Source organism: Streptomyces sp. HUAS MS02 (genome assembly GCF_055702265.1).
The window spans coordinates 4,073,748-4,096,795 of the sequence record NZ_CM146747.1 but is presented as its reverse complement, the minus strand read 5'-3'; the positions used below and the strand labels follow the sequence as shown (position 1 = coordinate 4,096,795).

The 23,048-nt window shown below is 73.9% G+C and carries 17 protein-coding genes and 1 pseudogene; 10 read left to right on the top strand and 8 right to left on the bottom strand.

The genetic code is table 11. The features are described 5' to 3' along the window. Positions 1-101 precede the first annotated feature (101 nt). Positions 102-395 (bottom strand): trypco2 family protein, encoded by a 294-nt coding sequence (locus tag ACZ9QC_RS17550; RefSeq protein ID WP_230215657.1) that lies wholly within the window; start codon positions 393-395, stop codon positions 102-104. Positions 396-500: 105 nt separating this feature from the next. On the opposite strand from ACZ9QC_RS17550, the gene ACZ9QC_RS17545 reads away from it, so the two are divergent. From ACZ9QC_RS17545 to ACZ9QC_RS17525, 5 genes are all read left to right on the top strand, one after another. Beyond that, the gene (locus tag ACZ9QC_RS17545; RefSeq protein WP_472920965.1) at positions 501-1,943 is read left to right on the top strand and encodes a S1 family peptidase; all 1,443 of its coding nucleotides are present in this window, start codon (positions 501-503) and stop codon (positions 1,941-1,943) included. A 438-nt stretch (positions 1,944-2,381) separates the two neighbouring features. Then, positions 2,382-4,463: a serine/threonine protein kinase gene (locus ACZ9QC_RS17540; protein WP_472921723.1), complete on the top strand. Its 2,082-nt coding sequence runs from the start codon at positions 2,382-2,384 to the stop codon at positions 4,461-4,463. A gap of 163 nt (positions 4,464-4,626) precedes the next feature. Then, positions 4,627-6,309, top strand: coding sequence for a hypothetical protein (locus ACZ9QC_RS17535; protein ID WP_472920964.1), 1,683 nt, complete (start codon positions 4,627-4,629; stop codon positions 6,307-6,309). 461 nt (positions 6,310-6,770) lie between these two features. Beyond that, positions 6,771-7,880, top strand: coding sequence for a hypothetical protein (locus tag ACZ9QC_RS17530; protein WP_472920963.1), 1,110 nt, complete (start codon positions 6,771-6,773; stop codon positions 7,878-7,880). Then, the gene (locus ACZ9QC_RS17525; protein ID WP_472920962.1) at positions 7,877-9,127 is read left to right on the top strand and encodes an extracellular solute-binding protein; all 1,251 of its coding nucleotides are present in this window, start codon (positions 7,877-7,879) and stop codon (positions 9,125-9,127) included. The genes ACZ9QC_RS17530 and ACZ9QC_RS17525 overlap by 4 nt, the downstream gene beginning before the upstream one ends. Here ACZ9QC_RS17525 and ACZ9QC_RS17520 read toward each other — a convergent pair whose 3' ends face one another. After that, positions 9,128-10,084: a helix-turn-helix domain-containing protein gene (locus ACZ9QC_RS17520; RefSeq protein WP_472920961.1), complete on the bottom strand. Its 957-nt coding sequence runs from the start codon at positions 10,082-10,084 to the stop codon at positions 9,128-9,130. A gap of 125 nt (positions 10,085-10,209) precedes the next feature. Here ACZ9QC_RS17520 and ACZ9QC_RS17515 point away from each other — a divergent pair, with 125 nt between their 5' ends. Beyond that, complete coding sequence (locus tag ACZ9QC_RS17515; RefSeq protein WP_472920960.1) at positions 10,210-11,292, top strand: saccharopine dehydrogenase NADP-binding domain-containing protein; 1,083 nt, start codon at positions 10,210-10,212, stop codon at positions 11,290-11,292. A gap of 108 nt (positions 11,293-11,400) precedes the next feature. Here ACZ9QC_RS17515 and ACZ9QC_RS17510 read toward each other — a convergent pair. Then, positions 11,401-12,083: pseudogene (locus ACZ9QC_RS17510) on the bottom strand (response regulator); the annotation flags it as partial. Between the two features lie 75 nt (positions 12,084-12,158). On the opposite strand from ACZ9QC_RS17510, the gene ACZ9QC_RS17505 reads away from it, so the two are divergent. Together ACZ9QC_RS17505 and ACZ9QC_RS17500 are read left to right on the top strand one after the other, a co-directional pair. Next, positions 12,159-12,362 carry a hypothetical protein gene (locus tag ACZ9QC_RS17505; RefSeq protein ID WP_472920959.1) on the top strand — a complete coding sequence of 68 codons (204 nt, stop codon included), beginning with the start codon at positions 12,159-12,161 and terminating at the stop codon, positions 12,360-12,362. A gap of 299 nt (positions 12,363-12,661) precedes the next feature. Beyond that, positions 12,662-14,173: a Tat pathway signal sequence domain protein gene (locus ACZ9QC_RS17500; protein WP_472920958.1), complete on the top strand. Its 1,512-nt coding sequence runs from the start codon at positions 12,662-12,664 to the stop codon at positions 14,171-14,173. Positions 14,174-14,276: 103 nt separating this feature from the next. Here ACZ9QC_RS17500 and ACZ9QC_RS17495 read toward each other — a convergent pair whose 3' ends face one another. From ACZ9QC_RS17495 to ACZ9QC_RS17485, 3 genes are all read right to left on the bottom strand, one after another. After that, positions 14,277-14,894, bottom strand: coding sequence for a hypothetical protein (locus ACZ9QC_RS17495; protein ID WP_472920957.1), 618 nt, complete (start codon positions 14,892-14,894; stop codon positions 14,277-14,279). 66 nt (positions 14,895-14,960) lie between these two features. Continuing rightward, positions 14,961-15,146, bottom strand: coding sequence for a DUF6000 family protein (locus ACZ9QC_RS17490; protein WP_472920956.1), 186 nt, complete (start codon positions 15,144-15,146; stop codon positions 14,961-14,963). After that, positions 15,068-15,244: a DUF6000 family protein gene (locus tag ACZ9QC_RS17485; RefSeq protein WP_472921722.1), complete on the bottom strand. Its 177-nt coding sequence runs from the start codon at positions 15,242-15,244 to the stop codon at positions 15,068-15,070. Before ACZ9QC_RS17485 ends, ACZ9QC_RS17490 begins: the two co-directional genes overlap by 79 nt. 368 nt (positions 15,245-15,612) lie before the next feature. Between ACZ9QC_RS17485 and ACZ9QC_RS17480 the strand changes: the two genes are divergently transcribed. Both ACZ9QC_RS17480 and ACZ9QC_RS17475 read left to right on the top strand, forming a co-directional pair. Continuing rightward, positions 15,613-16,470: a glycosyltransferase family 2 protein gene (locus ACZ9QC_RS17480; RefSeq protein ID WP_472920955.1), complete on the top strand. Its 858-nt coding sequence runs from the start codon at positions 15,613-15,615 to the stop codon at positions 16,468-16,470. A 544-nt stretch (positions 16,471-17,014) separates the two neighbouring features. Next, the gene (locus ACZ9QC_RS17475; RefSeq protein WP_472920954.1) at positions 17,015-20,254 is read left to right on the top strand and encodes an AfsR/SARP family transcriptional regulator; all 3,240 of its coding nucleotides are present in this window, start codon (positions 17,015-17,017) and stop codon (positions 20,252-20,254) included. Positions 20,255-20,362: 108 nt separating this feature from the next. Here ACZ9QC_RS17475 and ACZ9QC_RS17470 read toward each other — a convergent pair whose 3' ends face one another. Together ACZ9QC_RS17470 and ACZ9QC_RS17465 are read right to left on the bottom strand one after the other, a co-directional pair. After that, complete coding sequence (locus ACZ9QC_RS17470) at positions 20,363-22,069, bottom strand: bifunctional 3'-5' exonuclease/DNA polymerase (RefSeq protein WP_472920953.1); 1,707 nt, start codon at positions 22,067-22,069, stop codon at positions 20,363-20,365. Positions 22,070-22,185: 116 nt separating this feature from the next. Continuing rightward, on the bottom strand, positions 22,186-22,944 hold the full coding sequence (locus ACZ9QC_RS17465; RefSeq protein WP_472920952.1) for a Clp protease N-terminal domain-containing protein: 759 nt from the start codon (positions 22,942-22,944) through the stop codon (positions 22,186-22,188). Between the last annotated feature and the right edge of the window lie 104 nt (positions 22,945-23,048).

Here is a 23,048-nt window from a genome sequence, read left to right as displayed (position 1 = left end):
GCGCCGCACTGCCTTGCGCTGTGGGGGTGGGGGAGGGCGGGCTTGGGGGTGTGATGCGGTGTCGTATGGGCCGGAAGGCGGTGATCACGCCCCGGGAGGGATCAGCGGCCCACCTCGTGGTGGTGGCCCGTCGGGCCCGGGAGGGGCTTGAGGTCCACCTGGATGCGGTGGGTGGTGTCGTGGCTGACCGTGCCGCCCAGGCGGGCCTCGACGACGCCGAGGCGGAGGCCCGCGCCACCCTCGCCGGAGCGGTGGAACTGGACCGCGAACTCCAGGCTGACCTGCTCCACGCTGAACCGCCAGTCGCTCGCCGCGCCCTCCGCCTGGGCCCGGGCCAGTTCCGCGCGGACCGTGCCGATGGCCTCCGCCAGGCCGACCGGTTCGGTATCGCTCATGTCAACACCCCGTCGGATTCCGTTGATTGACCGAATCGATTGACCGATCCAAGTTGGTTCACAAGTCTAGGGAGGCACCATGCCCCGCGCGTAGTGTGAGGTGGCATGGGGGAATTGCGTGCGGACTGGAGACTCCGGCTGCGGCGCGGGAGCGCGCGGGGCCCCATCTGCGGCGCCGGGGTGCTCATCGATCAGAACACCGTGTTGACCTGCGCGCATGTGGTGCGCGATCCGGGTGCCGTGATGTGGGTGGAGTTCGCGGAGAACAGTGAGATCGAGGCTGTGTCCGCGCGTGTGACGCCCGGCGGATGGCTCCCCGAGGGGGAGGGTGGTGAGGACGTCGCCGTACTGCGGTTGGACGTCCCCCGGCCCCAGGCGCGGCCCGCCCGGCTGGAGACCGCGTTGTGGGGCGGGATGGAGGTGTCCGCCACCGGATACGCGGAGGGCTTCGACGACGGGATGAGTCTGTGGGGGCGGATCGGCGGGGTCAGCGGTGAGCGCGTGCAGCTCGACGCCGTCACCAAGGCCGAGGTGGTGCGGCGGGGGTTCAGCGGGGCCGCCGTGTGCACGCGGCCCGGGGAGGGGCGGCCCGCGCGGGTCGTCGGGCTCGTCGTCAGTTGGCGTGGGGACATGGGCGAGTTGTTGCCGGAGAACAACCGGCTCGCGTTCTCGTATCTGATTCCCGTGGCGCGTATCGCCGAACTGTCGCCGCTGGTCGCCGAGTTGAGTACGCCCCATGCCTGGGACCACGGTTTCGAGGAGCGGCTGGCGCGGTGGTTCGGTGACGAGTACGCCGACGAGGAGCCGGTGAAGGTCACCGTGGTCCCTCCGGGGAGTGGGAAGGAACGGTCCCTGCGGCATCTCGTGCATCGGGCCGATCTCGTCCACCGGGGTGGCGTGTCCAGTCGGCCCGACCTCGCCGATCACGCGCTGGGGCACATCGCCTTTCCGCCCGGGCAGTATCTGGCCTACTGGGACTGGCTCCTCGGGACCCGGCCGCCCCCGTCCGGGCCGACGCCCGGTCCCGTGGGCGGGCAGCGGGTCACCGTCCTGGTCGACGGGCTCGACGAGGAGGCCGAGCCCGGGCCGTTGATCGCTCTCCTCGCCCGATTACGCACCCTTGGCTTCCGGCTGCTTCTGGTCTTCCGGCACGAGGGCGGCACCGGCTGGAACGCCGCCCGCGACGAACTTCTCGCGCCCGCGCTGCTCGCCCACGCGGACACGTTGCTCGCCCGGCTGGAGCGGGCCGAGTTCAGCCGCGCGGTTCGACACGGTGTGGTCGACAGCGCGTCGCTGGGCTCCCTCACCGAGACCGCCGAACGGCGCCGGGGCGAGCGTCGACTGATCGACGCGGGCGAGGGGACTGGAGGGAGTGGAGCGAGTGGTGGGGGGAGGGCCTACGGGTTCGGTGCCGGTGCCGGTGCCGGTGCCGGTGCCGGTGGGGGTGGGGATCCGCAGCAGCGGCTTGCCCGGCTGCGGGAGTTGGTTCGCACGCTCCGCGCCGATCTGCGGCGCACCGGAGAGCGGGCAGCCGGAGGTCCGACATGAGGTCCGGGGTCTGGCATGAGGTCCGGGGGTCTGGCATGAGGTCCGGGGGTCCGGCATGAGGTCCGGGGGTCTGGCATGAGGTCCGGCGGTCGGGGCGGGCCGGGGAGTGCAGACCGGGGGGCGGGTGCCTCGGGGACAGGTGGCCGTGAAGCAAGGCGGACGGGGAGAGACGGTCCCGGGGAAGGCGGCCGGGGGGCCGGTGGCCGGGGGGCGCCCAGGTGTCCGCATCGGCGGTTCAGTGGGGCTCCCTGTGGTGGGGTCCTGTTGCCCACCCGGCACTGTGCCGTCTGCGGTCGTGCGGAGGACGGGCCCCGGCTGCCCGCCCTGCCCGACGTGGCCCGGGAGTTCGGGCCCGCCGAGCTGCTGGCTCTGCCCGAGCGTGCCTCGCGGCCCGCCCAGGAGCGCCTCATCCACCCCGAGGCGCCGCTGCGCGTCCGTATGGTCTGTTCGTCCGGCGAGTGCGGCATCACCTTCGCCCCGCCCTACACCGTGGGCCCGGTGCCGGTCGAGGGGTACTGCCCGGCCTGCGGCGAGCCCTACTCCTACCGGCCCGAACTCGCCGAGGGCGACGTGCTGCGCGACCAGTACCGGATCATGGGGCCCATCGCGCACGGCGGCCAGGGCTGGGTCTACCTCGCCGAGGACACCCACCTCGGTGACATCGTCGCCGTGAAAGGGCTGCTCAACCGGTACGAGCAGGACGGGGCCCGGCTCGCCGACGTCGAACGCCGCAACCTCGTCGCCATCCGCCACCCCCGTATCGTCCAGATCCGTGACTTCGTCGCCCGGCGCGACGACTCCGGGCGGATCACCGGCGGGTACATCGTCATGGACGACGTCGGCGACGGCACCCTGGACAAGGTCGTCAAGGAGACCCGGCGCGGCGAGTCCGTCCTCGACATCGAGCACGTGGCCGCGTACGGCTGCCAGATCCTCGAAGCGCTCGTGCATCTGCACACGGGCGGCGAACGGGGCTTCGTGTACGGGGACATGAAGCCCTCGAACGTCGTCCACCACGGCGACGGCGTCAAGGTCATCGACCTCGGCGGCATGCGCGAACAGGGCCAGGACCAGCCGCCCGCCCACGTCACCCCCGACTACATGGCGCCCGAGACCGCCTCCTCGCCCATGCCCACCACCGCCCACGACCTGCACACCGTCGGCGTCACCCTGCGGGAACTCGCCGGCTGGGCCGTCGACGAGGTACCCGGCCTCGGCACCGCCTCCTTCCACGAGGTCGTCGACCGCGCCACCCGCACCGATCCGGGGCTCCGCTTCGCCGACGCCCGCGAGATGGCCGGCCAACTGCGGGGCGCGCTGCGGGAGATCCGCGCCCTGCGCGGCAAGAGCGACCCGCCCGAACCCTCCGACTACTTCCGGCCGTCCCCCCAACTGCTCGGCGCCCGGCTCGGCACCGTGCCCGGCATCGAGCACTGGCTCGACCGCCCCCGCCGTGACCGGTACGACCCGCCCCTCGCCCCCGCCCTCGACCTCGGCGCCCCCACCCTCACCGAGATCGCCCGCCGGCTGCCGGTGCCCAGGCGCTACCCGGGCGACCCGCAGACCACGCGGTTCGAGGTGAGCAGCGGCTACGACCCCGGCCGGCTCCTCGACCAGGAGGAGGGCAAGCCGCCCTCGGTCGAGATCCGCCTGCACAACGTACGGGTCCTGCTGGGCCGGAACAGCCGGGACGACCTGGAGCGGGCCCAGGAGGAGCTGGACACCGCCGACTCCATCCCCGGGCCGTCCGCCGTGCGCCGGTGGCGCCTGGAGTGGCACCGCGCGCTGGTCGCGCTGCGCCGCGCCGACCTCGACGGCGACCCGCGCCGGGTCGCCGAGGCCAAGGGCCACTTCGCCGCCGTCCGCCTCGAACTGCCCGGCGAGTACGCGCCCAAGCTCGCCCTCGCCTACTGCGGCGAACGGCTCGGCGACGACGCGGCCGGGCCCACGGCCAAGGAGCTGTACGAGGCCGTCTTCGCCCGCAACCCCGCGCACGGGGGCGCGGCCCTGGGGCTCGCGCGGCTCGCGCTCCGGGCGGGCGACCGCCGGGCCGCGCTCGACGTCCTCGGCCGGGTCCGTCCCGGCACCCTGGACCACACCGTCACCCGGATCGCCTCCCTGCGCATCCGTGCGGCCCGGCTGCCGCACGACGACGATCCGCTGCCCGCGCCCAGCGAGGTCGACGCGGCCCTGGCCGAACTGAGCGACCTCGTCCTCCGGGAACCGGGCGCCGGCGGGCCGAGCCTGTCCGAGGACGAGGCGCTGCGCCTCAGCACCGAACTGCACGAATGGAAGCTGGACGCGCTCCACAGCCGTGGCGACCGGCCCGGCCCCCGGGGAGCGGGCGGCGGGCGACTCGATCCCGGCAGTCTGCGGCGGCTGAGCCCGCAGGAGCGGGAGCTGCGCGCACGGATCGAGTCCCACTATCGCCAACTCGCCGCCCGGCACGGGGAGACCACCGCCGCGCACGAACACCTCGTGGACCTCCTCCAGGCGGTACGGCCACAGACCGTGGTCTGACTGGGGGGAGGGGGAGGGTCGGGGGAAGGGGAGAGGGATTGGTTGCTTGCGGGGCTTTAACGGCTGGAGGGGCTGGAGGGGGCTGAGGGGCTGAGGGGGGGCGGCGGGCAGCGGCCATGTGGTGCGTACGGCGACGAACGGGGAAGGAACGGTGACGCACGACATGAGCGGGCGCGTGGGCGGGCAGATGAGCCGGTGCGTGAGCGGGCACATGGGGCGGTACGTGAGCGGGCACATGGGCCAGGGCGTGAGCGGGCGGACGGGCTGCGGGCGTGGGGGCGGACGTATGGAGCGTCGTACGGGCGGGCAGGGGGACGGGCTCGTGGGCGGGCGTACGCGCGGTGGTGCGGAAGCGCGGGCGGACGGGCGCACGGGCGACCACGCGCGGGACGGGAGTACGGGCGGCCACGCGCGGGGGGAGCGTGCGGGCGGCCACGCGCTGGGCGAGCGTACGGGCGGTCACGCGCGGTCGGCGCGGCCGGAGATCCGCGTGCGGGTCGACCTCGACGGTGATGTGCGGCCGCATCGCAGCGCGAAGATCGAGGCGCATCTGCGGGTTGACGTGACCGCCGGGGACGCCCCCGCCGAGCTGCCCGCGATCGAGCTCGCCGTGATCATCGCGGTCGATGTCGCCGAACCTCTCCGGACGGTCGTCCGGCACGCCCTGCCGGCCGCGCTCAGGGGCCTGCCGGACGGCATCTCGTTCACGGTGCACGGCGCCGGCCCCGAGCCGGTCCCCTGCTACCCACGGGGGAACGCCGAGTGGGCCGTCGCCGATCAGCACGAGAAGCGCCGGGCCGCCTTCGCGGCGGGCGCGATACCGCTGCACCGGGACGCCCCGCGCCCCGCCGGGTACGCCGTCTGGGCGGCCAGGGCGCGCGCCCTGCTCGCGGCCCGCCCGCTGTCCGTACGGCATCTGCTGCTGATCACCGACGGCAGCAGCGGCCCTGGCGAGACCCGGCTGGAGGAGGAACTGGACGCCTGCGCGGGGCACTTCACCTGCGATGTGCTCGCCGTGGGCGCGGACTGGGCGCCCGAGCCGTTGCTGACGCTCGCCGAACGGCTGCATGGCACGGCCGAGTTCGTGGACGACGGCCTCGGCGGGGCGATCACCGCCGCCGTACGGCGGTTGCGCCGGGTGCACGCCCCGCAGTTGCCGATCGAGGTGACCGTACGGCCCACGGTGCGGCAGGTCGCGCTGAACGAGAAGGCGCCCCGGCCGCACCGTCTCGGTGGACTTCCGCAGCCCGGTCGACCGCATCGCTGGAGCTTTCCGACGTACCAGTGGGAGCAGGGCGGCCGCGACTATCTGCTCACGCTCGTCGCCGACGCCGACGGTGACCCGTTGGAGACGTGGTTGCAGTTCGCCATGGTGTCCGTCGGGGACGTCCACGCGGCGGTCACCGCGCGCTGGCACCGGCCCGAGCTGCCGCCGCCCGAGGCCGCGGCGGGGGGCGACAGTGTGCGCGAGCAGAAGTCGCGCACCCTGATGCGGGACGCGTTGCGCCGGGGGCTCGTCGCGCTCGGGGAACGGCGGTGGAACGTCGCCGAGGGGCACTTGGGGCGGGCGGCGCGGCTGGCGGCCCGGTTCGGCACGGACTGGGTGCTGCACGAGATCGGTGCGGTCGCCGACATCGAGGACGCGTCGGCGGGGCGGGTCCGGCTGCGCCCGGGCGACGCCGTCGACGCGTCCACGCTCGGGCCGATGATCCTGCGCGCGGGGTCCCGGCCCGTGCCGCTGACCGACACCGCGGCCCCGCAACCGGGCGCACGCTGCGCCCGGTGCGCCGCCCCGGCCGGGAGCGAGGCCCGCTACTGCATGGCCTGCGGGGAGAAACTGCTGTGACGGCCGACCAGGGGGCATCCGGGGGCGGAGGGCCGGAACGGGCCGTACGTGGCGGCAGGCCGGAGCGGGCCGTACGTGGGAAGCGGCCGGAGCGGGCCTTCCGCGGCGTGTGGCCGGAGTGGGCTTTCCGGGACGGGTGGTCTGCGTGGGCTCTTCGCGTGGGGTCTTGGGAGTGGGGCCCCAGCGGCGGCTTCTCGAAGTGGGCACTGGGCGGCGAGGGGTCCGCGTGGGCTTTGCGTGCGAGGTGGTCGGAATGGGCTCCTCGTAGCGGGCGGCCCGCGTGGGTTCTCCGTGGCGGACGATCGGGAAGGGGCTCCTGGGGCGGTCGGGTTCTCGGTGCGGTCCGGCGAGGGCGCCTCGCGGCCGACGACGGCAGGAGCCGGCACCTCCCCGCCGTTCCTCCGAGCGGGCGCCCGGCGGCGGCTTCCCGGGAGGGCGCCGCACTCTCGACGCGCCGAGGCGTGTCCTTACGCTTCGCCACCACCGCGTCCGAGTCCGCGTCCGCGCCGGCGCGCCCGGGCGGGTCCGTGTTCTTCGCCGCCCGGCGTTCCTCCTCACGGCGTCGGCGGTGGTCGTACTCCCTCGGTGGTTTCTGGCGGGCCCGGCTGCGGCGGTGGCGGACGCGGCGGTTGCTGGAGGTGCATCTGGTGCTGCTGGCGGTGTGTGCGCTCGTGGCGGCCGGGGCCCTGTTCGTGTCCTGCCGGCAGATCCAGGGCGGCGCCGGGACGGTCGCCGAGCAGGAGGCACCGGCCGTGCAGGGGCTCGCCGCCACCCGGCTCGCGGTGCTGCGCGCCGACCGCGAGGCCCGCGCCCTCGGCGAGAGGGAGTTCGTCGACGTGGCGGGGCGCGGCGAGACCTACCGGGCCCAGCTCTCCGCCGCCGACCAGGGGCTGTCCAGGATCGCGGACCGTACGGACCAGGACCTCGGCACCGTCAACGGGCTGCTCGCCACCTACAGCAACTCCCTCACCCTCGGCACCGTGATGTACCGGGACCAGCCGCTCATGCGGCACCAGAAGCTCACCGAGGCGCGCTCGCTGCTCACGCGCGGGGACGTGGGACTCGTACCCCGTCTGGACGCGATGCAGCGGACGCAGCTGAAGCACGCCGAGGCCACCGTCGCCGAGGGATGGCTCCAGCGCGGTGGCTGGTGGATCGCCGAACTCGCCCTGACAGCCCTCGCGTTCACCCTGCTGTCCGCGCTGTTCGTGCTGCGCGACCGCTGCGGCCGGGACTGGAGCCCGTATCTGCTCGCGGCCTTCGTGCTCACCGTGCTGCTCGCCGTCGTCCCACTGCTCACGATGGGGTCCGCCCAGGACGACCTCGACCGTGTCATCGGGGATCTGCGGGAGATCACCCGGGTCTCCACGGACGCCTGCTGCGGCCAGGAACTGGAGCACGCGCAGCGGACCGTCACGGCGAAGTCCGAGGAGGTGCGGAGTGTCCTGGCCGACGACGCCTGGACCGACCGGGTGTACCAGGGCACCCTGACCGGCGGTCTGCTGATCGTCGTCCTGCCCGTGATCGGCCTCGGTCTCCGGCTCGACAGCGACTACTGGAGGCGGCGGTGACCCGGCGGTTCAAGGTGCTCGTGCTGCTCGCGGCGCTGCTGCTGGTCTCGGCCGGCGGCATGGTCGCGGTCTGGTCGGAGCGGGACGACGAACCGGTGACCATCCTCGGACCGTGGACCGACAAGCAGGGGGAGCAGTTCGAGGACGTGCTGCGGAGCTTCGGCATCCCCTTCGAGTACCAGGGCACCGCCGCCCAGCGCGAGGTGCTGCTGTCCAAGGTGCAGTCGGGGGAGCCACCGGACATCGCGATCATGCCGGGCGTCGGCGAACTCGCCGAGTACGCCGACCAGAACCTCCTCAAGTCGCTGAACGGCCTCTACGCCGAGGAGGAGTACGGCGCCCCCTGGAAGCCGGTGAGCTCGCCCCGGGCGGACGCGTACTGGGTGCCGGTCAAGGCGGACCTGAAGAGCATCGTCTGGTACCGCGAGGGCGAACGCCCCGCGAACTCGCCCGCCCCGCTCACGAGTTGGTGCATCGGCATGGGCGACGACGGAGCGTCCGGCTGGCCCGGCAGCGACTGGATCGAGGACCTCGTGCTGCAACGGGAGGGTCCGGAGGTCTACGGCAAGTGGGCGCTGGGCGACGCCACGGTGCCCTGGACCGGGGCTCCGGTGCGCGAGGCGTGGGAGGCGTGGGCCGGGCTGCTCCGGCAGGACGAGGCGGCGGCCGGGCGGGCCCTGCTCACCGACCATCGCGGCGCCCCCGGCGAGTACGGGCTGCTGTTCGAGGGCAAGGGCGGGTGCGCGCTGGAGCACCAGGGCTCCTTCGCCCGCTCCTTCTACGGGGACAAGCGGCAGGGGGCGGGGCTGATGGACTCCGCTCCCCTGCTGCCCGGCGGCGGCTACCGGGTGCGGGGCCACGAGGTGACCGGTGACTTCGCCGCGCTGTTCAGCGACCGTCCCCGGGCCGGTGACCTGATCGAGCGGCTGGCCTCCCGGGAGGGCCAGCGGAAGTGGGCGGAGGCAGCGGACGTCTTCTCGGCGAACCGGCGGGTGCGGCAGGAGGGCGGTCCCGTCGAACGGGAGATCGCCGAACGCCTCACGGGCACCGGCCCGCGCTGTCTCGACGCCTCCGACGTGATGCCCCCCGCCGTCCGCGACGCCTTCTACGAGGCCGTCCTGCTGACGATCGCCCGCGCCGCCGCCGGGGAGGAACTCGACGTGCCGGGGCTGCTGGCCGACGTACAGAACGTGGCGGAGGCGCGGCCCGACCGGCGGGCGCCGCTGAGTGCGGTGTGCAGTACGTAGTCAGCGGGCGGCGTGGAAGGTGCGGCGGTAGGTGTCCGGGGGGACGCCGAGGGTGCGGTTGAAGTGGCGGCGGAGGGTCGCGGCCGTCCCCATGCCCGTGGTGGTGGCGATGGCTTCGACGCTGTCGGAGGTGGTCTCCAGGAGTTCCTGGGCGCGGCGGATGCGTTGGGTGAGGAGCCACTGGAGCGGGGTGGTGCCGGTGGCCGCGCGGAAGTGCCGGGTCAGGGTGCGCGAACTCATGCTCGCGCGGCGGGCCAGATCCTCGACGGTCAGAGGCTGATCGAGGCGTTCCAGGGTCCAGGGGAACAGGTCGGTCAGCGGGTGGTCGCTCCGGGTGGGCACCGGGGCGGGGACGAACTGGGCCTGGCCGCCCGAACGGTGCGGGGGTACGACCAGTCGGCGGGCCACCGTGTTGGCGACCGCCGAGCCGTGGTCGAGGCGGACCAGGTGCAGACAGAGGTCCATCGCGGCGGCCTTGCCCGCCGAGGTGAGCACGCTGCCGTTGTCGACGTAGAGGACGTCCGGGTCGACCTCCACCTCGGGGAAGCGGGCGGCCAGGACGTCCGTGTGGGCCCAGTGCGTGGTGGCCCGGCGGCCGTCCAGGAGTCCCGCGGCGGCCAGGACGAACGCGCCGGTGCACAGCGAGGCGATCCGCGCGCCGGCCTCGTGCGCCGCGCGGACCGCGTCGACCAGGTCGGCCGGCGGGGCCACGTCCACATCGGTCCAGCCGGGGACGATCACCGTGTCGGCGTTACGGAGCCGGTCCAGGCCGTGGTCCGGCTCCAGACGGAAGCGGCCCACGGAGACGGGGCCCGGGCCGCAGAGGGCGAACTCGTACCAGGGGTCGACCAGGTGCGAGAGATCGGAGCCGAACACCTCGTAGGCGAGGGCCAGTTCGAAGTGCAGCATGCCGTCGGTGACGGCGAGCGCGATGGTGGTCCGGTCCGGGCTCGGCATGTCGGAAATTGTACGGGGCTCGTCGTTTCGGACACTCGTGGTGGGCGGCCGCACTCGGAAGGATGGTCGTCAGGCGGGGCGATCGACGCTTCGCCGATGGTGACGGTGGATGTGGGGGAGTGCGGATGAGTGCGGGGCGTACGGTCGCGGTGTTCGGGGCGTCCGGTCACACCGGGCGGTTCGTGGTGGCGGAGTTGCGGGCGCGGGGGTTCGTACCGCTGCTGGTCGGGCGCGACGCGGCGAAGCTGCGGGCGGTGGCGGCGACGTTGGAACCGGGGCCGGAGCCGGAGCCGGAGTCGCGGTCGGGGGCGGGTGCGGAGGGGTGGGTGCGGGTCGCCTCGGTCGGTGAACCGGGCTCCCTGGACCGGGCGTTCGCCGGGGCGGACGCCGTGGTCAACTGCGCCGGGCCCTTCGCGGAGACGGCCGCGCCGGTGATCGAGGCGGCTCTGCGCGCCGGGATTCCCTATGTGGACGTGGCGGCCGAGATCGAGGCCAATCTCGACACGTTCGCGCGGTTCGGGGAGCCGGCGCGGGCGGCGGGGGTCGCCGTGGTGCCCGCCATGGCCTTCTTCGGCGGACTCGGGGACCTGCTGGTCACCGCCGCGACCGAGTCGGCCGGCTGGACGGCGGTGGACGAGGCGCACATCGCGTACGGGCTGAGCGGGTGGCACCCCACGGCGGGGACACGGGACGCGGGCGCGGTCTCGCGGCAGCGTCGGGGCGGGCGACGGGTCCGGTACGCCGACGGGCGGCTGGAGTACCGGGACGACGCGGCCCCGGCCACGAAGTGGGACTTCCCCGAGCCGATGGGGACCCGGGCCGTGATCGGGGAGTTCAGCATGGCCGACATCGTCACCGTGCCGACCCATCTGGCCGTCCCCGAGGTGCGGACGTACATGACGGTCGAGGCCGCGCGCGATCTGGCCGCGCCGGACACGCCCGCGCCGGTCGCCGTCGACGAGCACGGGCGGTCCGCGCAGACCTTCGTGGTCGACGTCGTCGTCCGTTCCGGGGGCGTGGAACGGCGGGCCACAGCGCACGGACAGGACATCTACGCCGTCAGCGCACCGCTCGCGGTGGAGGCGGTGCGGCGCGTGATCGAGGGGCGGGTGAAGGGGGCCGGTGTGCTCTCTGCCGGGGCGGCGTTCGACGCGGCCGACTTCCTCGGCGCGCTGTCCGCGCACGTCACGGTGGAGCTGGGGAAGTAGGGGAAGTAGGGGAAGTAGGGGGAGAGCGGGGAGGGGGAGAAGGCTGGGCACAGGGGATCGGCGCCCTGGGGGCAAGGGACTGGCGCTATACCTCGGGGGCGGCGTCCCGGCTGCCGATCCTGGAACGATCAGGCCCGTCTCGTACGCCACCACGACGGCCTGGGCGCGGTCGCGGAGCCGGAGCTTGGCGAGGATGCGGGCGACATGGGTCTTGACGGTGGCCTCGCTGAGGCGGAAGTGGGCGGCCGGTTCGGCGTTGCTGAGCCCGGCGGCGAGGGACCGGAGAACCTGTAGTTCGCGGGGTGTGAGGGGGCCAGGTCGCGGTGGAGGACGGGGGTCTCGGGGGACGGGGAGACGAAGCGTTCGATCAGGCGGCGGGTGATGGCGGGGGAGAGGAGCGCGTCGCCGGTGCGGGCCAGGCGGACGGCGTGGACCAGGTGCTCGGGGGTGACGTCCTTCAGCAGGAAGCCGCTGGCGCCGGCGGTGAGGGCGGCGTAGACGTAACGGTCCAGGTCGAAGGTGGTCAGCATGAGGACGCGGGGCGGGTCGGGGACCGCGCCGGAGAGGATGCGCCGGGTCGCCTCCAGGCCGTCCGTGCCGGGCATGCGGATGTCCATCAGGACGAGGTCGGGGCGGGTTCGGTGGACCGCCTCGACGGCCTGCTCCCCGTCGGCCGCCTCCGCGACCACGTCGATGCCGTCGGCGGAGAGGATCATGCCGAACCCGGTGCGCACCAGGGCCTGGTCGTCGGCGATCACCACGCGGGGCAGGTCGGCGTCCGCCGGGTACATGGCAGGGGGGTGCGGGTGACCTGCCGTCACGGGCGCTCTCCGTCCTCGGGGTGGTGCTCGGCAACGCGCTTGGCCGTGCCGGTGCTGCACGGTGTGGTCACGCCGTTCATGGGCGACGCCGTCGGCATGAGCCTGCCGGACACCGTCGTGGCCGTGTACGACGGGCCGGTCCTCGTCGCCCTCGCGCTGGGCGGGCTGGTCATCGCGGTGGCGGGCGCGCTGCTGCCGGCGGGGTGGGCGGCGCGGACGGGTACGGCCAGGGCGCTGCGAACGGAGTGAGCGGTGACGTCCCGGAAGCGGACAATCGGACAACGAGACTTACCTGGGGGTGTGAGGGGGCGTAGGGCGTCCCGCGCACCCACAAGGTGCCGGGGCGCCCACTCCGCTCACCCGGTCACTCACCTCCCCTGCCGCGCACGGGCGTTGACCCGCGCGGGGCGCGCCAGCAGAATGAGCCCCCATCTGCTTGAGAGCGCTCTCAAACCGACTCAGGGCGCGCACGCACCACCTCTGCACCCCTCGACTGGCCCCTCGCGCTCGCACCTCGCACCCGCACCTCGCATCTCCAAGGGAGACCCATGACCGGCAGCACGGGCACCAGCGGCACCACCGGCGGCACGGGTAGTACGGGCAGTACCGGCAGCAGTACCGGCGGACGAGCCCGCGCGTTCAGCCGCCGCAGGCTCCTCGGCACCGGCCTCGGCGCGGCGACAGCGCTCACCGCGGTCGGCGCGGGCGCCGGCACGGCCCACGCCGCATCCCCGGTATCGCAGCCATCCCCGGTATCGCAGGCGTCCGCGGCGTCCGCCGCGTCCGGCGGCTCCGCCCCCCGGCGCGGGCACGCCTTCCTCGCCGCCGCCATGGACGCCTACCCCGACCACGGCGACCTCCGGCTGACCCAGAGCTACACCGACCAGGCGGGCCTGTTCAGTACGGCCTTCACCTACGACAACGCCCTCGCGATCCTCGCCCACCTCGCCGTGCGCACCGGGGACGGACGGGCCCGGGCGGTGGCGCTCGGGGACGCGCTGATCTACGCCCAGGAGCACGACCCGGCGTACGACGACGGCCGGCTGCGCCAGGCGTACAACGTCGGGCCGTACGTCTTCTTCGACGGCGTACCGCAGCCGGACGGGTTCGTGCGCGCGGACGGGACGGCCAATGTCGGCACCCAGTTCGGCTTCACGGGGACGGCCGTGGGGGACATGGCCTGGGCGGGGATCGCGCTGAGCGCGCTGGCCCGGCGGACCGGGGCCCGGCGGTTCCTGGCCGCCGCCGTACGGATCGGGGAGTGGATCGAGCGGACCGGCCGTACCGACGAGCCCCTCGGCGGCTACAAGTTCGGCGTGAACGGGGCTAACGAGAAGCTGCCGTTCACCTCCACCGAGCACAACACCGACCTGATCTGCCTGTTCGGGCGGCTCGCCCGGCTCACCGGTGACCGGGTGTGGTGGCAGCGGCGGGCACGGGCGGAAGCCTTCGTGAAGGGCATGTGGGAGCCGGGCCGGGGCGCGTCCGGCGGCTTCTTCTACACCGGCACGAACGACGGTGTCACCGTCAACAAGTCCCCGATCCCCGAGGACACCCAGACCTGGACCCACCTCGCCCTCGACTCCGACCGGTACGCGCGCTCCCTCGACTGGGCGGCCCGGGAACTCGCCGTCTCGGACCACGCCGAGCGCCGCAACAGCACGGTCCCCGCCGGGCAGTCGTACGAGGGCGTGACCTTCAGCTCGGCCGGCCTCCTCGCGAACGAGGACGCGCCCATCGCCGAGTTCCAGCCCAAGCCCAACCGCAACGGCGTCTGGTTCGAGGGCACGGCCCATCTCGCGCTCGCCCTGCGCGACCGGGGCGCGCGTGGTGACGAGAAGCGCGCCCGGCGCCTCCTCGCCTCTCTCGAACGCGCCCAGGACCTCCTCGGCACCGGCCAGACCGTCGGCGGCCGTGCCCTCCCCGACCGCTCGGGCGTCGTCTCGGCCAGCAGCCCCCTCGACACGGGCTTCGGGTTCGGCTACTACCCGTACCGGCACACGGGCGCCACGGCCTGGTACCTGATGGCAGCGGTCCGCTCGAACCCGCTGCGGGCCTGAGGCCCGCGTCCGCACCGGGGCCCGGAGCGCCGACTCGCGCTCCGGGCACGGGGGTTGTACGTCCCGTCACGGTGGGATGGGAGAGGGCGCGCGCGGCCGGCGGTCAGCCCTTCCCGCCCCTCGCCGTGCGCTCCCGGTGGCCCGCCCGGTCGGGCTGTCCCGCGTACGACGGCGGCTGCGCCACCACGCCGAACCACAGCTCGGGCGCCCACCGGCGCAGGGCCTGCTCGTAGGGCTTGTAGGCGTGAGGGAGGGGGATGCGGTAGCGCAGGCGGGGCAGGCCGGGCCGGAGCGGTTCCGTGTCACGGACGAACTGCCACAGCAGTGGGTCGTCGCGGTCGATCTCGTCCCGGGGGCAGAGTTCGAGGGTGAAGATCTGGGGCGTCCAGTAGATCCCCACTCCGGCGAGCGAGTCCCAGCGGAACAACGCGGTCTCCCTGCCCCGGATCCACCAGAATCCCGTCGCGTCGAACGCTGCCCTCCATCGGAGGGTCCGACAGGCGAAGACGACCGGAACGGCGAACAACAGCGCCATCAGGAGGAACAACACGGGGCCCCAGACCGTGAACCGGCTGTCGCTGTCGCCGCCGTACACCGCCTCGACCACACCGAGCCCACCCGAGACGAGCGTCACCGGCACGAACAACAGGGTCCAGAGAAACCGCCGCAGGCCGTATCGCACGACCGTCGCGTCGGCAGCCGGGCCTCCCCCAGAGATCATGGGGCGGGACCCTAGCCGAGGAACGACGCTCCAGCCAGAGCTGCGACCGCCCCGTCCGCTGTGACCTCAGCCCGACGTGGTCCAGTCGTCGGCGAAGTCGCAGAGGCGGGTCACGGTCGCCAGCTCCCGTTCGGGGGCGTACGCGGGGCGGTCCGGCCCGTGGAGGACGGCGTTCACCCAGTGCTGGTGGAGGCCGCCGGGCGCGGTGAAGGGCGCCGCGTGGGACGTGCCCAGGCGGCTGCCGACGTACACAGGCGGCTGTCGACGTACAGGAGGGCACCCATGACCACGGGCTGGTCGTGGCGCAGGTCGGTGCGGGGCGGATAGCGGTTCAGGTAGGCGCTGAGGATCTCCGCGTCCTAGGTCATGAACGCCATGAGTGCCGTCAGCGCCCTTGACGAGCGGGGTGGAAACGGCCGAGAACGACCGGCGCGGGCCATGGGTCTGATCCGTAATCAAGTGCGCGCGGAAAGACCGCAGTCGGTGTCACGACTAGGAGAACCTGCGTGACGAACGAGGGCCGGGGACGGCGAAGTAGAGCAGTCGATGCGAAGTCTCCGGCGTGAACGACTAGCATCCCGGCCGTAAACAGTCGGTGGAGGACGGGAAGCGGGTCGGCGGTCGTCGGCCGCGCCGGTCGTCGTCGGCGGTCCGTGGACGGAATGGGGTTGGTGTCGTGGTGGAGGCCGGGCCTCGGGTCGCTGTCGCCGTGGTGACGATGGGCAATCGGCCCGCGGAGGTGGACGCGCTGCTCGCCTCCGTGGCCAAGCAGGACGTCGCGCCCGAACGCATCGTGATCGTGGGGAACGGCTGCCCGCTCCCCGAGTTCGCCGAACGGCTGGACCTGCCCGGCGAGGTCACCCTCATCGAGGTGGACGAGAACCTCGGCTGCCCCGGTGGCCGGAACGTCGCCCTGGAGCGGCTGCGCGCCTTCGGTGACATCGACGTCGTCGTCGAACTGGACGACGACGGTCTGCTCGTCGACGCCGATGTACTGCGCCGCGTAAGGGACTTGTACGTCGCCGACCCCCGCCTCGGCATCGTCGGGTTCCGGATCGCCGACGAGCACGGCGAGACCCAGCGGCGGCACGTACCGAGGGTCGGGGCGAAGGACCCGATGCGCGGCGGCCCGGTCACCGGGTTCCTCGGCGGCGGCCACGCCCTCTCCATGGCCATGCTCGGCGAGACGGGCGACTGGGCCGCGGAGTTCTTCTTCGCACACGAGGAGACCGACCTGGCCTGGCGGGCGCTCGACGCCGGCTGGACCGTGCTGTACGCCCCCGAGTTGCTCCTCCAGCACCCGAAGACCTCACCCGCCCGCCACGCCATCTACTACCGCGTCAACGCCCGCAACCGCGTCTGGCTCGCCCGCCGCCGCCTCCCGCTCCCGCTCATCCCCGTTCACCTTGGCGTGTGGGTCCTCATCACCCTGCTGCGGATGCGCTCGGTCGGCGGTCTGAAGGCCTGGTTCGGCGGCTTCGCGGAGGGCTGGCGCGAGTCGGGCGGCGAGCGCCGGCCGATGAGCTGGCGGACGGTCTGGCGCCTGACGCGGCTGGGCCGCCCACCGATCCTGTAGGCCGGCCGGCCCGATGCTCCTCCGGGGTCGCTCGCCGATCCCGTACGCCCGCCCGCCGATCCCGTGAGGCCGTCCGGGGCCCCTCGCCGATCCCATGAGGCCCGGGGTCGCTCGCCGATCCCGTATGGCCGCTCGCCGATCCGGTACGGCCGCTCCCCGATCCCGTACGGCCGCTCGCCGATCCGGTACGGCCGCTCCCCGATCCCGTACGCCCGCCCGCCGACAGCTGCCCGCAGCCCCCGATGGCCGCCCGCCCCCGCCGCCCGTCCCGCACACACGAGTGCCCCGGTCGTTCACCTCCACCGACCGGGGCACAGCGCTTTGTGCGGTTCCCGGATCCGGCAGCGGCGGCGGCACTCCCCCGAGCTACGCGTCTCACGCGTGCGCCGTCGTCGCCGGATCCGATGAAGTGATCACATCAGGTCCCGCCAACGGATCGCTAACATGAGCCCAACGGTTCCACGGGGGGCCGTACGGGAGGCGGCGGCAGGTCGCCGCGGGGCGGGCCCGGAACGACGGTGCGGAAAGGCAGCGGACGGGTTCTATGCGGGACGGGCTGCGGTTCGGACTGCTCGGTCCGCCGGTTCTGTACGGAACCGGCATCGGTGCCGGGGACGCGGACGCGGATGTCACCCAAGTGCCCGGGAAAGCCATGGGTTCCGGCGGTGGCCCCGGTGGTCCCGGTGGCACTTCGGACGGCCGTGCCCCCGGTGGCGGCGTACGGTCCGTCGGCAGCGGCAAGATGCGCGCCCTGTTCGTCGCGCTGCTGCTCGAACCCGGGCGGGTCGTCTCCGTCGACACCCTGAAGGACGTGCTGTGGGACGCGGCGCCACCGCCCTCCGCGCAGGCCTCCCTGCAGAACCACGTGACCCGGCTGCGCAGGCTGCTGGACGACCCCGAGCGGCTGCGCGCGATCCCGCCGGGCTATCTGCTGCGGGTCGACGAGGGCGAGTTGGACGTCCGCGTCTTCGAGACCCACGCCCGCGCCGCCCGTGCCGCACACGCCGAGCGCGACTGGGCTCGCACCGTACGGGAGTCCTCCGCCGCGCTCGCGCTCTGGCGGGGCACACCGCTCGGCGGACTGCCGGTCGAGGAGTTCCGCGCCCAGGCGTTCGTCCAACGCCTGGAGGAGGCACGGCTGTTGCTTCTGGAGCGCCGGTACGACGCCGAACTCCACCTCGCGGCCGACAGGGCGGAGACGGAACCCGCCGGGGCGCATGCGCTCGGCGCCCTCGCGCCCGAACTCGCCGCCCTCGTCACCGAACACCCTCTGCGCGAGGCCTTCCACCGGCTTCTCATGCTCGTCCTGCACCGCACGGGCCGCCAGGCCGAGGCCCTCGCCGTCCACCGCGACCTCCGCGCGCGCCTCCTCGACGAACTCGGCGTGGAGCCGGGCCACGCCGTACGCGAGGCCCATGTGGAGATCCTGCGCGAACAGCCCCCCGAGCCCCGCCCGACGACCCCGTCCGACCCCCCTGCCGAGGACCCCCCGCTCCGCCCGGCCCAACTCCCGCCACCTCCGGCCTATTTCACGGGCAGGACAGAGGTACTCGCGGAGTTGCGCAAGAAACTGGCCGGGGGCGCGTGTGACGAAACCCCCGCCCCCACTCCGCCAGGGGCGCGGGGCGGCACGGAATCCGCGGCTACCACCGCGTGGGCGCGACCAGCCACGACGCACCCGCACCCGCACTCGCCCACGCAGCATGCCCCCCGAGCCCACAGGCGCCCCGCTTCGCCGACGGCGGTCATCAGCGGCATGGCCGGCGTGGGCAAGAGCGCCCTCGCCCTCCACCTCGCCCATGAACTCGCCGAGCACTTCCCCGACGGCCAGCTGTACATCAACCTGCACGGCGCCACCCCGGGCATGACCCCTCTCACCCCCGCCCAGGCCCTCGCCGCCCTCCTGAGGGACCTCGGCACCGACCCCCGCCGCATCCCCGAGCACCCGGACGCGGCTGCCGCGTCGCTCCGCTCGACCCTCGCCCCCACCCGGACCCTGATGGTTCTGGACGACGCCGCGACGGCCGCCCAGGTACGCCCCCTCCTCCCGGCGGGCCCCGGCTGCGCGGTCATCGTGACGAGCCGCTCGCCCCTCACCGCCCTGGACGGCGCCCACCGCTTCCCGCTCGCCCCGCTGTCGGACGACGAGAGCGCGGCCCTGCTGCGGGCCGCCTCGGGCCGCGCGGCGGGCCTGGACGCCGCGCACCCCCTCGTGGAACTCACCGGCCGCCTCCCGCTCGCCCTCCGCGTGGTCGCGGCCCGCCTCGCCGCCCGCCGCGCCCTCACCCCGGACGCGCTGGCGAACCAACTGGCGGCCACGGAAGGGCGGTTGCAGCACCTCGAATACGACGACCTGAGTGTCCGCCGCTCCCTCGCCGTCGCCCACGAGGCCCTGCGCGCCTCCCACCGCGAGGCCGACCGCGACGCCGCCCACGTCCTGATCCGCATCGGCGCCCTGGACCTGCCCGCCTACGGCGCGCCCCTCCTCGCCCGCCTCACCGGCACCGACGAGTTCCGCGCGGAGGCCGCCCTCGACCGCCTCGTCGACGTGGCCCTCCTGGAGGAGACGACGTACGGCCGCTACGTCCCCCACGACCTCGTACGCCACTTCGCCCGCGAACTCGCCGACCCGGCCGACACCTGCGAGGCCGTCCAGCAGGCGCTCGGCTGGTACGCCGGACACGCCCGGCAGAGCCTGCTGGTGATGCTCCCGCCGGGCTACGAGCGCGACGAACGCCTGCGGACCACCGCGCCCGTGCCGGACCAGGGGCCCCCGGAACTCACCTCCGCCGAGGAGGCCTTCGCCTGGGGCGACCGCGAACTCCCCAACATCGTCGCCCTGGTGGAGCGCTGCGCCCGGGAGGACGGCGGCCCGGCGGCGGCGCTCGTCCCCACCCTCGTCCGCCACCTCTTCCCCCATCTGCACCGGGGCGGCCGGCTCGCCGAGCTGGACGTGCTCGGCCGGCACGCGCTGGACATCGCGAGATCCCTCGGGGACGACGAGGCCGAGGCGTTCGCCCTCACCGATCGCGCGGGGCTGCACTTCATGTCCGGCCGGGCCTCGGAGGCGCTCGCCCTCAACGACGAGGGCCTGAAACTGTGGCGCCGCCTCGGAGTGGTGTCGTGCGTACGGCGCTGCCTGAACAACCGGGGACTCGTGCTGGAGAGCCTCGGCCGGTACGAGGAGAGCGAGGAGACGCTCCGGCAGAGCCTGGAACTGTCCCGGTTGCTCGGCGACCCCTACGGCGAGGCGGTGACCTTCAGCCACCTCGGCAACCTGTACAAACACACCGACGCGCGCGCCGCCATCGCCCACCACGAACGGAGCCTGGCGCTGGGCGAGATCGCCGACAGTCTCGTCGTACGGCACACCGCGCACTGCAACATCGGCTACGCCCACCTCCGCCTGGGCGAACCGGCCGCCGCCGTACGCAACTTCGAGCAGAGCCTGCGCATCCTCGGCGACGACGAGGACTGGCAGGGCGAGTCCAAGTCCCGGCTCGGCCTGGTACGGGCCCTGCGCGAACTCGGGCGCCCGGACCGCGCGGCCCAGGAGTGCGCGGTCCTGCTCGACCTCGCCGAACGCCGCGCCGACCAGTACGCCGTGGGCCTGGCCCGGCACCAGCGGGGGCTGCTGCTCCGCGCCGGGGGCCAGGAGGAGGAGGCCTACCACGAATGGGAACGCGCCCAGGAAATCCTGGACGACACGGACTCGACGGTGGCGACGGACCTGAGAGAACTACTGAAGAACCGCACGCCGAATGGCGGCGCAGCCGCCCTGTAGGGGCGCGGGGAACTGCGCGACCAGCCCCGACGCTCCCGCAGCCGCCACCCGACAGAACCCCCACCCCGGAAGGCGCCCCCCGCCCACGCACCCGCCCCCCGGCACCCCTCACTTCGCATCCGCATAACACTCGACCACCGCCGTCGAGAACGGAAACCGCACCGGCGTCTCCCCGAACGCCAGCCGCCCCGACAGCTCCGACGCCTCACGGATCGCCGCCACCACGGCCTCCGCCTCCCGCTCCGGGCAGTGCACGATCACCTCGTCGTGCTGGAAGAAGACCAGCTCGGCCGCCATGCCGTCGAGGGCGCGGCGGAGGGCCGCGAGCAGCAGCAGGGTCCAGTCGGCGGCGCTGCCCTGGACGACGAAGTTGCGGGCGAAGCGGCCCCGGGCGCGGGAGTTGGTGGAGGCGTACCCGGGGACCCACTCGTCGCCCTGTCCGCGCTCCCGGGTGTCGGGGTCACCGTCGTCCTGGGGGAGGCCCGCCTCGTCGCCGCCCGAGTCCGAGGCGCCGACCGCCGGTGGGCACGTACGCCCGAGCCAGGTCCGTACGAGCCGGCCTTCCTCGCCCGCGCGGGCCGCGTCGTCGACGTACCGCACGGCGAGCGGGAACCGTCGGCGCAGCGCGGCGAGGTTCTTGAGCCCGTCCCCGGACGTCTGCCCGTACACGGCTCCGAGCACGGCGAGTTTGGCGTGTTCGCGATTGCCGGAGAAGGCGCGGTCGGAGACGGACTGGTAGAGGTCGGTGGGGCGGCCCGCGACCTCCATCAGCCCGGGGTCGCGGGAGATGGCGGCCAGCACGCGGGGTTCCATCTGGTCGGCGTCGGCGACGACGAGCCGCCAGCCCGGGTCGGCGACGCAGGCGCGGCGGATCACCTTGGGGATCTGCAGGGCGCCCCCGCCGTTGGTGACCCACCGTCCGGTGACCGTGCCGTGCGCGAGGAACTCGGGGCGGAAGCGGCCGTCGCGGACCCAGTCGTGCAGCCAGGACCACCCGTGGGCGACCCAGATCCGGTACAGCCGCTTGTACTCGAGGAGAGGCTTCACCGCCGGATGATCGAGGCTCTCGATCTCCCAGCGCCGGGTGGACCGGATCCGGGTGCCGGCCTGGGCGAAGGCCTTGACGACATCGGCGGGCAGATCGGGCCGCACCCGCCGCCCGAACGCCTGCGACACCTCCTCGGCGAGTTCGGCGAGCCGACGTGGCTCGCCCCCGCCCGCGTACCGCTCGCCGAGCATCTCGTGCAGCACGTCACGGTGGACGTCGGCCCGCCACGGCAGCCCCGCCCGGTTCATCTCGGCGGCGACCAGCATCCCGGCCGACTCGGCGGCGGTCAGCAGGCGCATCCGGTCGGGGTGGACGGTGGCGTCGTGCCGCCGCTGCTGGTCCGCGTACACCTCGACGAGGTCAGTGAGGGGCACGTGGACGGGGCGGGGCTCGAACAGGGAGGGCTGGGCGCCGGGGTCGGCCGAGCGCGCGGGCGGGTCCGGGGGCACGGGGGCGCGACGGAGCCGGGCGAGCGCGGCGGCGGCGGAGCGGGGTTCGCCGAGCCGGCCCTCGTGTCCGAGCAGCAGGGTCTCGGCGTCCTCGATGTCGTAGCACCGCTCCACTCGCACCCCCGCGGCGAGCAGCCGTGGATACACCTCACCGGTGGACCGCCACACCCACCGCCCTACCTGCGGCCCGCGCCGCCGGACCGCCTCCGCGAGATCGGGCTCCCACGTCACCGCCCCCGCGAGCAGCCCGTCGGCGCCGAGCGGGGCGATCTCCACGCCCCCGTCCTCGGCCGTCGCGAGCACCCACCGGTCGGTCATGGGTGCGAGTGTGACAGGGGGGTCTGACAACGGCCCCAGAACGCGACCCGACCCACCGGCCACCCGCCGCCCCCGGCCCCTTCCCCCCGCCCCTCTCCTCCTCGCGCCCCCTGTGGCTATCCCTGTCCCTGTCCCAGCCCCTGGCTCTGCTCCTGCATGAGGGCCTGGAGTGCCTGGAGCGCCTCGGTCACGTGGGCCTCGGTGGCCTCCTTGGTGACGCCGAGGCCGCTGAGCACTCCCTGCCCGTTCTCGAACTCCAGGAGGGCGAGGAGGATGTGCTCGGTGCCGATGTAGTTGTGGCCGAGGCGCAGGGCCTCGCGGAAGGTGAGTTCGAGGATCTTCTTGGCGTCGGGCCCGTAGGGGATGAGCTCGGGGACCTCGGCGGCGGCCGGCGGCAGGACGGCGGTGGCGGCGTCCCGTACGGCCGCGGGGGAGAGGCCCTGGGCCACGAGCGCCTTGGCCCCGAGCCCGTCCGGTTCGGCGAGGAGTCCGAGGACGAGGTGGGCGGGCAGCCCCTCGACGGCGCCGGCGGCCTTGCCCTCGTTGTGCGCGGCCGTGACCACGTTCCGGGCGCGGGGGGTGAAGCGGCTGAAGCCCTGGCTGGCGTCGAGGTCGTTCTCGGCCTTCGGCACGAACCGCTTCTGCGCGGCCTGCCGGGTGACCCCCATGCTCCGGCCGATGTCCGTCCAGGACGCGCCCGAACGCCGGGCCTGGTCCACGAAGTGGCCGATCAGATGGTCGGCCACGTCACCGAGGTGGTCCGCGGCGATGACCGCGTCCTGGAGCTGGTCGAGCGGTTCCGGGTGGACCTTCTTGATGGCTTCGATGAGTTCGTCGAGACGGATGGAGGAGGTGACTCGAGGATTCGTCGTCATGTGTCAACCGTAGGTTGACACCCCTCGGGCGTCAACCCGAAGTTGACACCTGGTCTGCGTCGTCCACGCCCTTCACGCCGCCGCAGCACGAGGGGCCCCGCAAG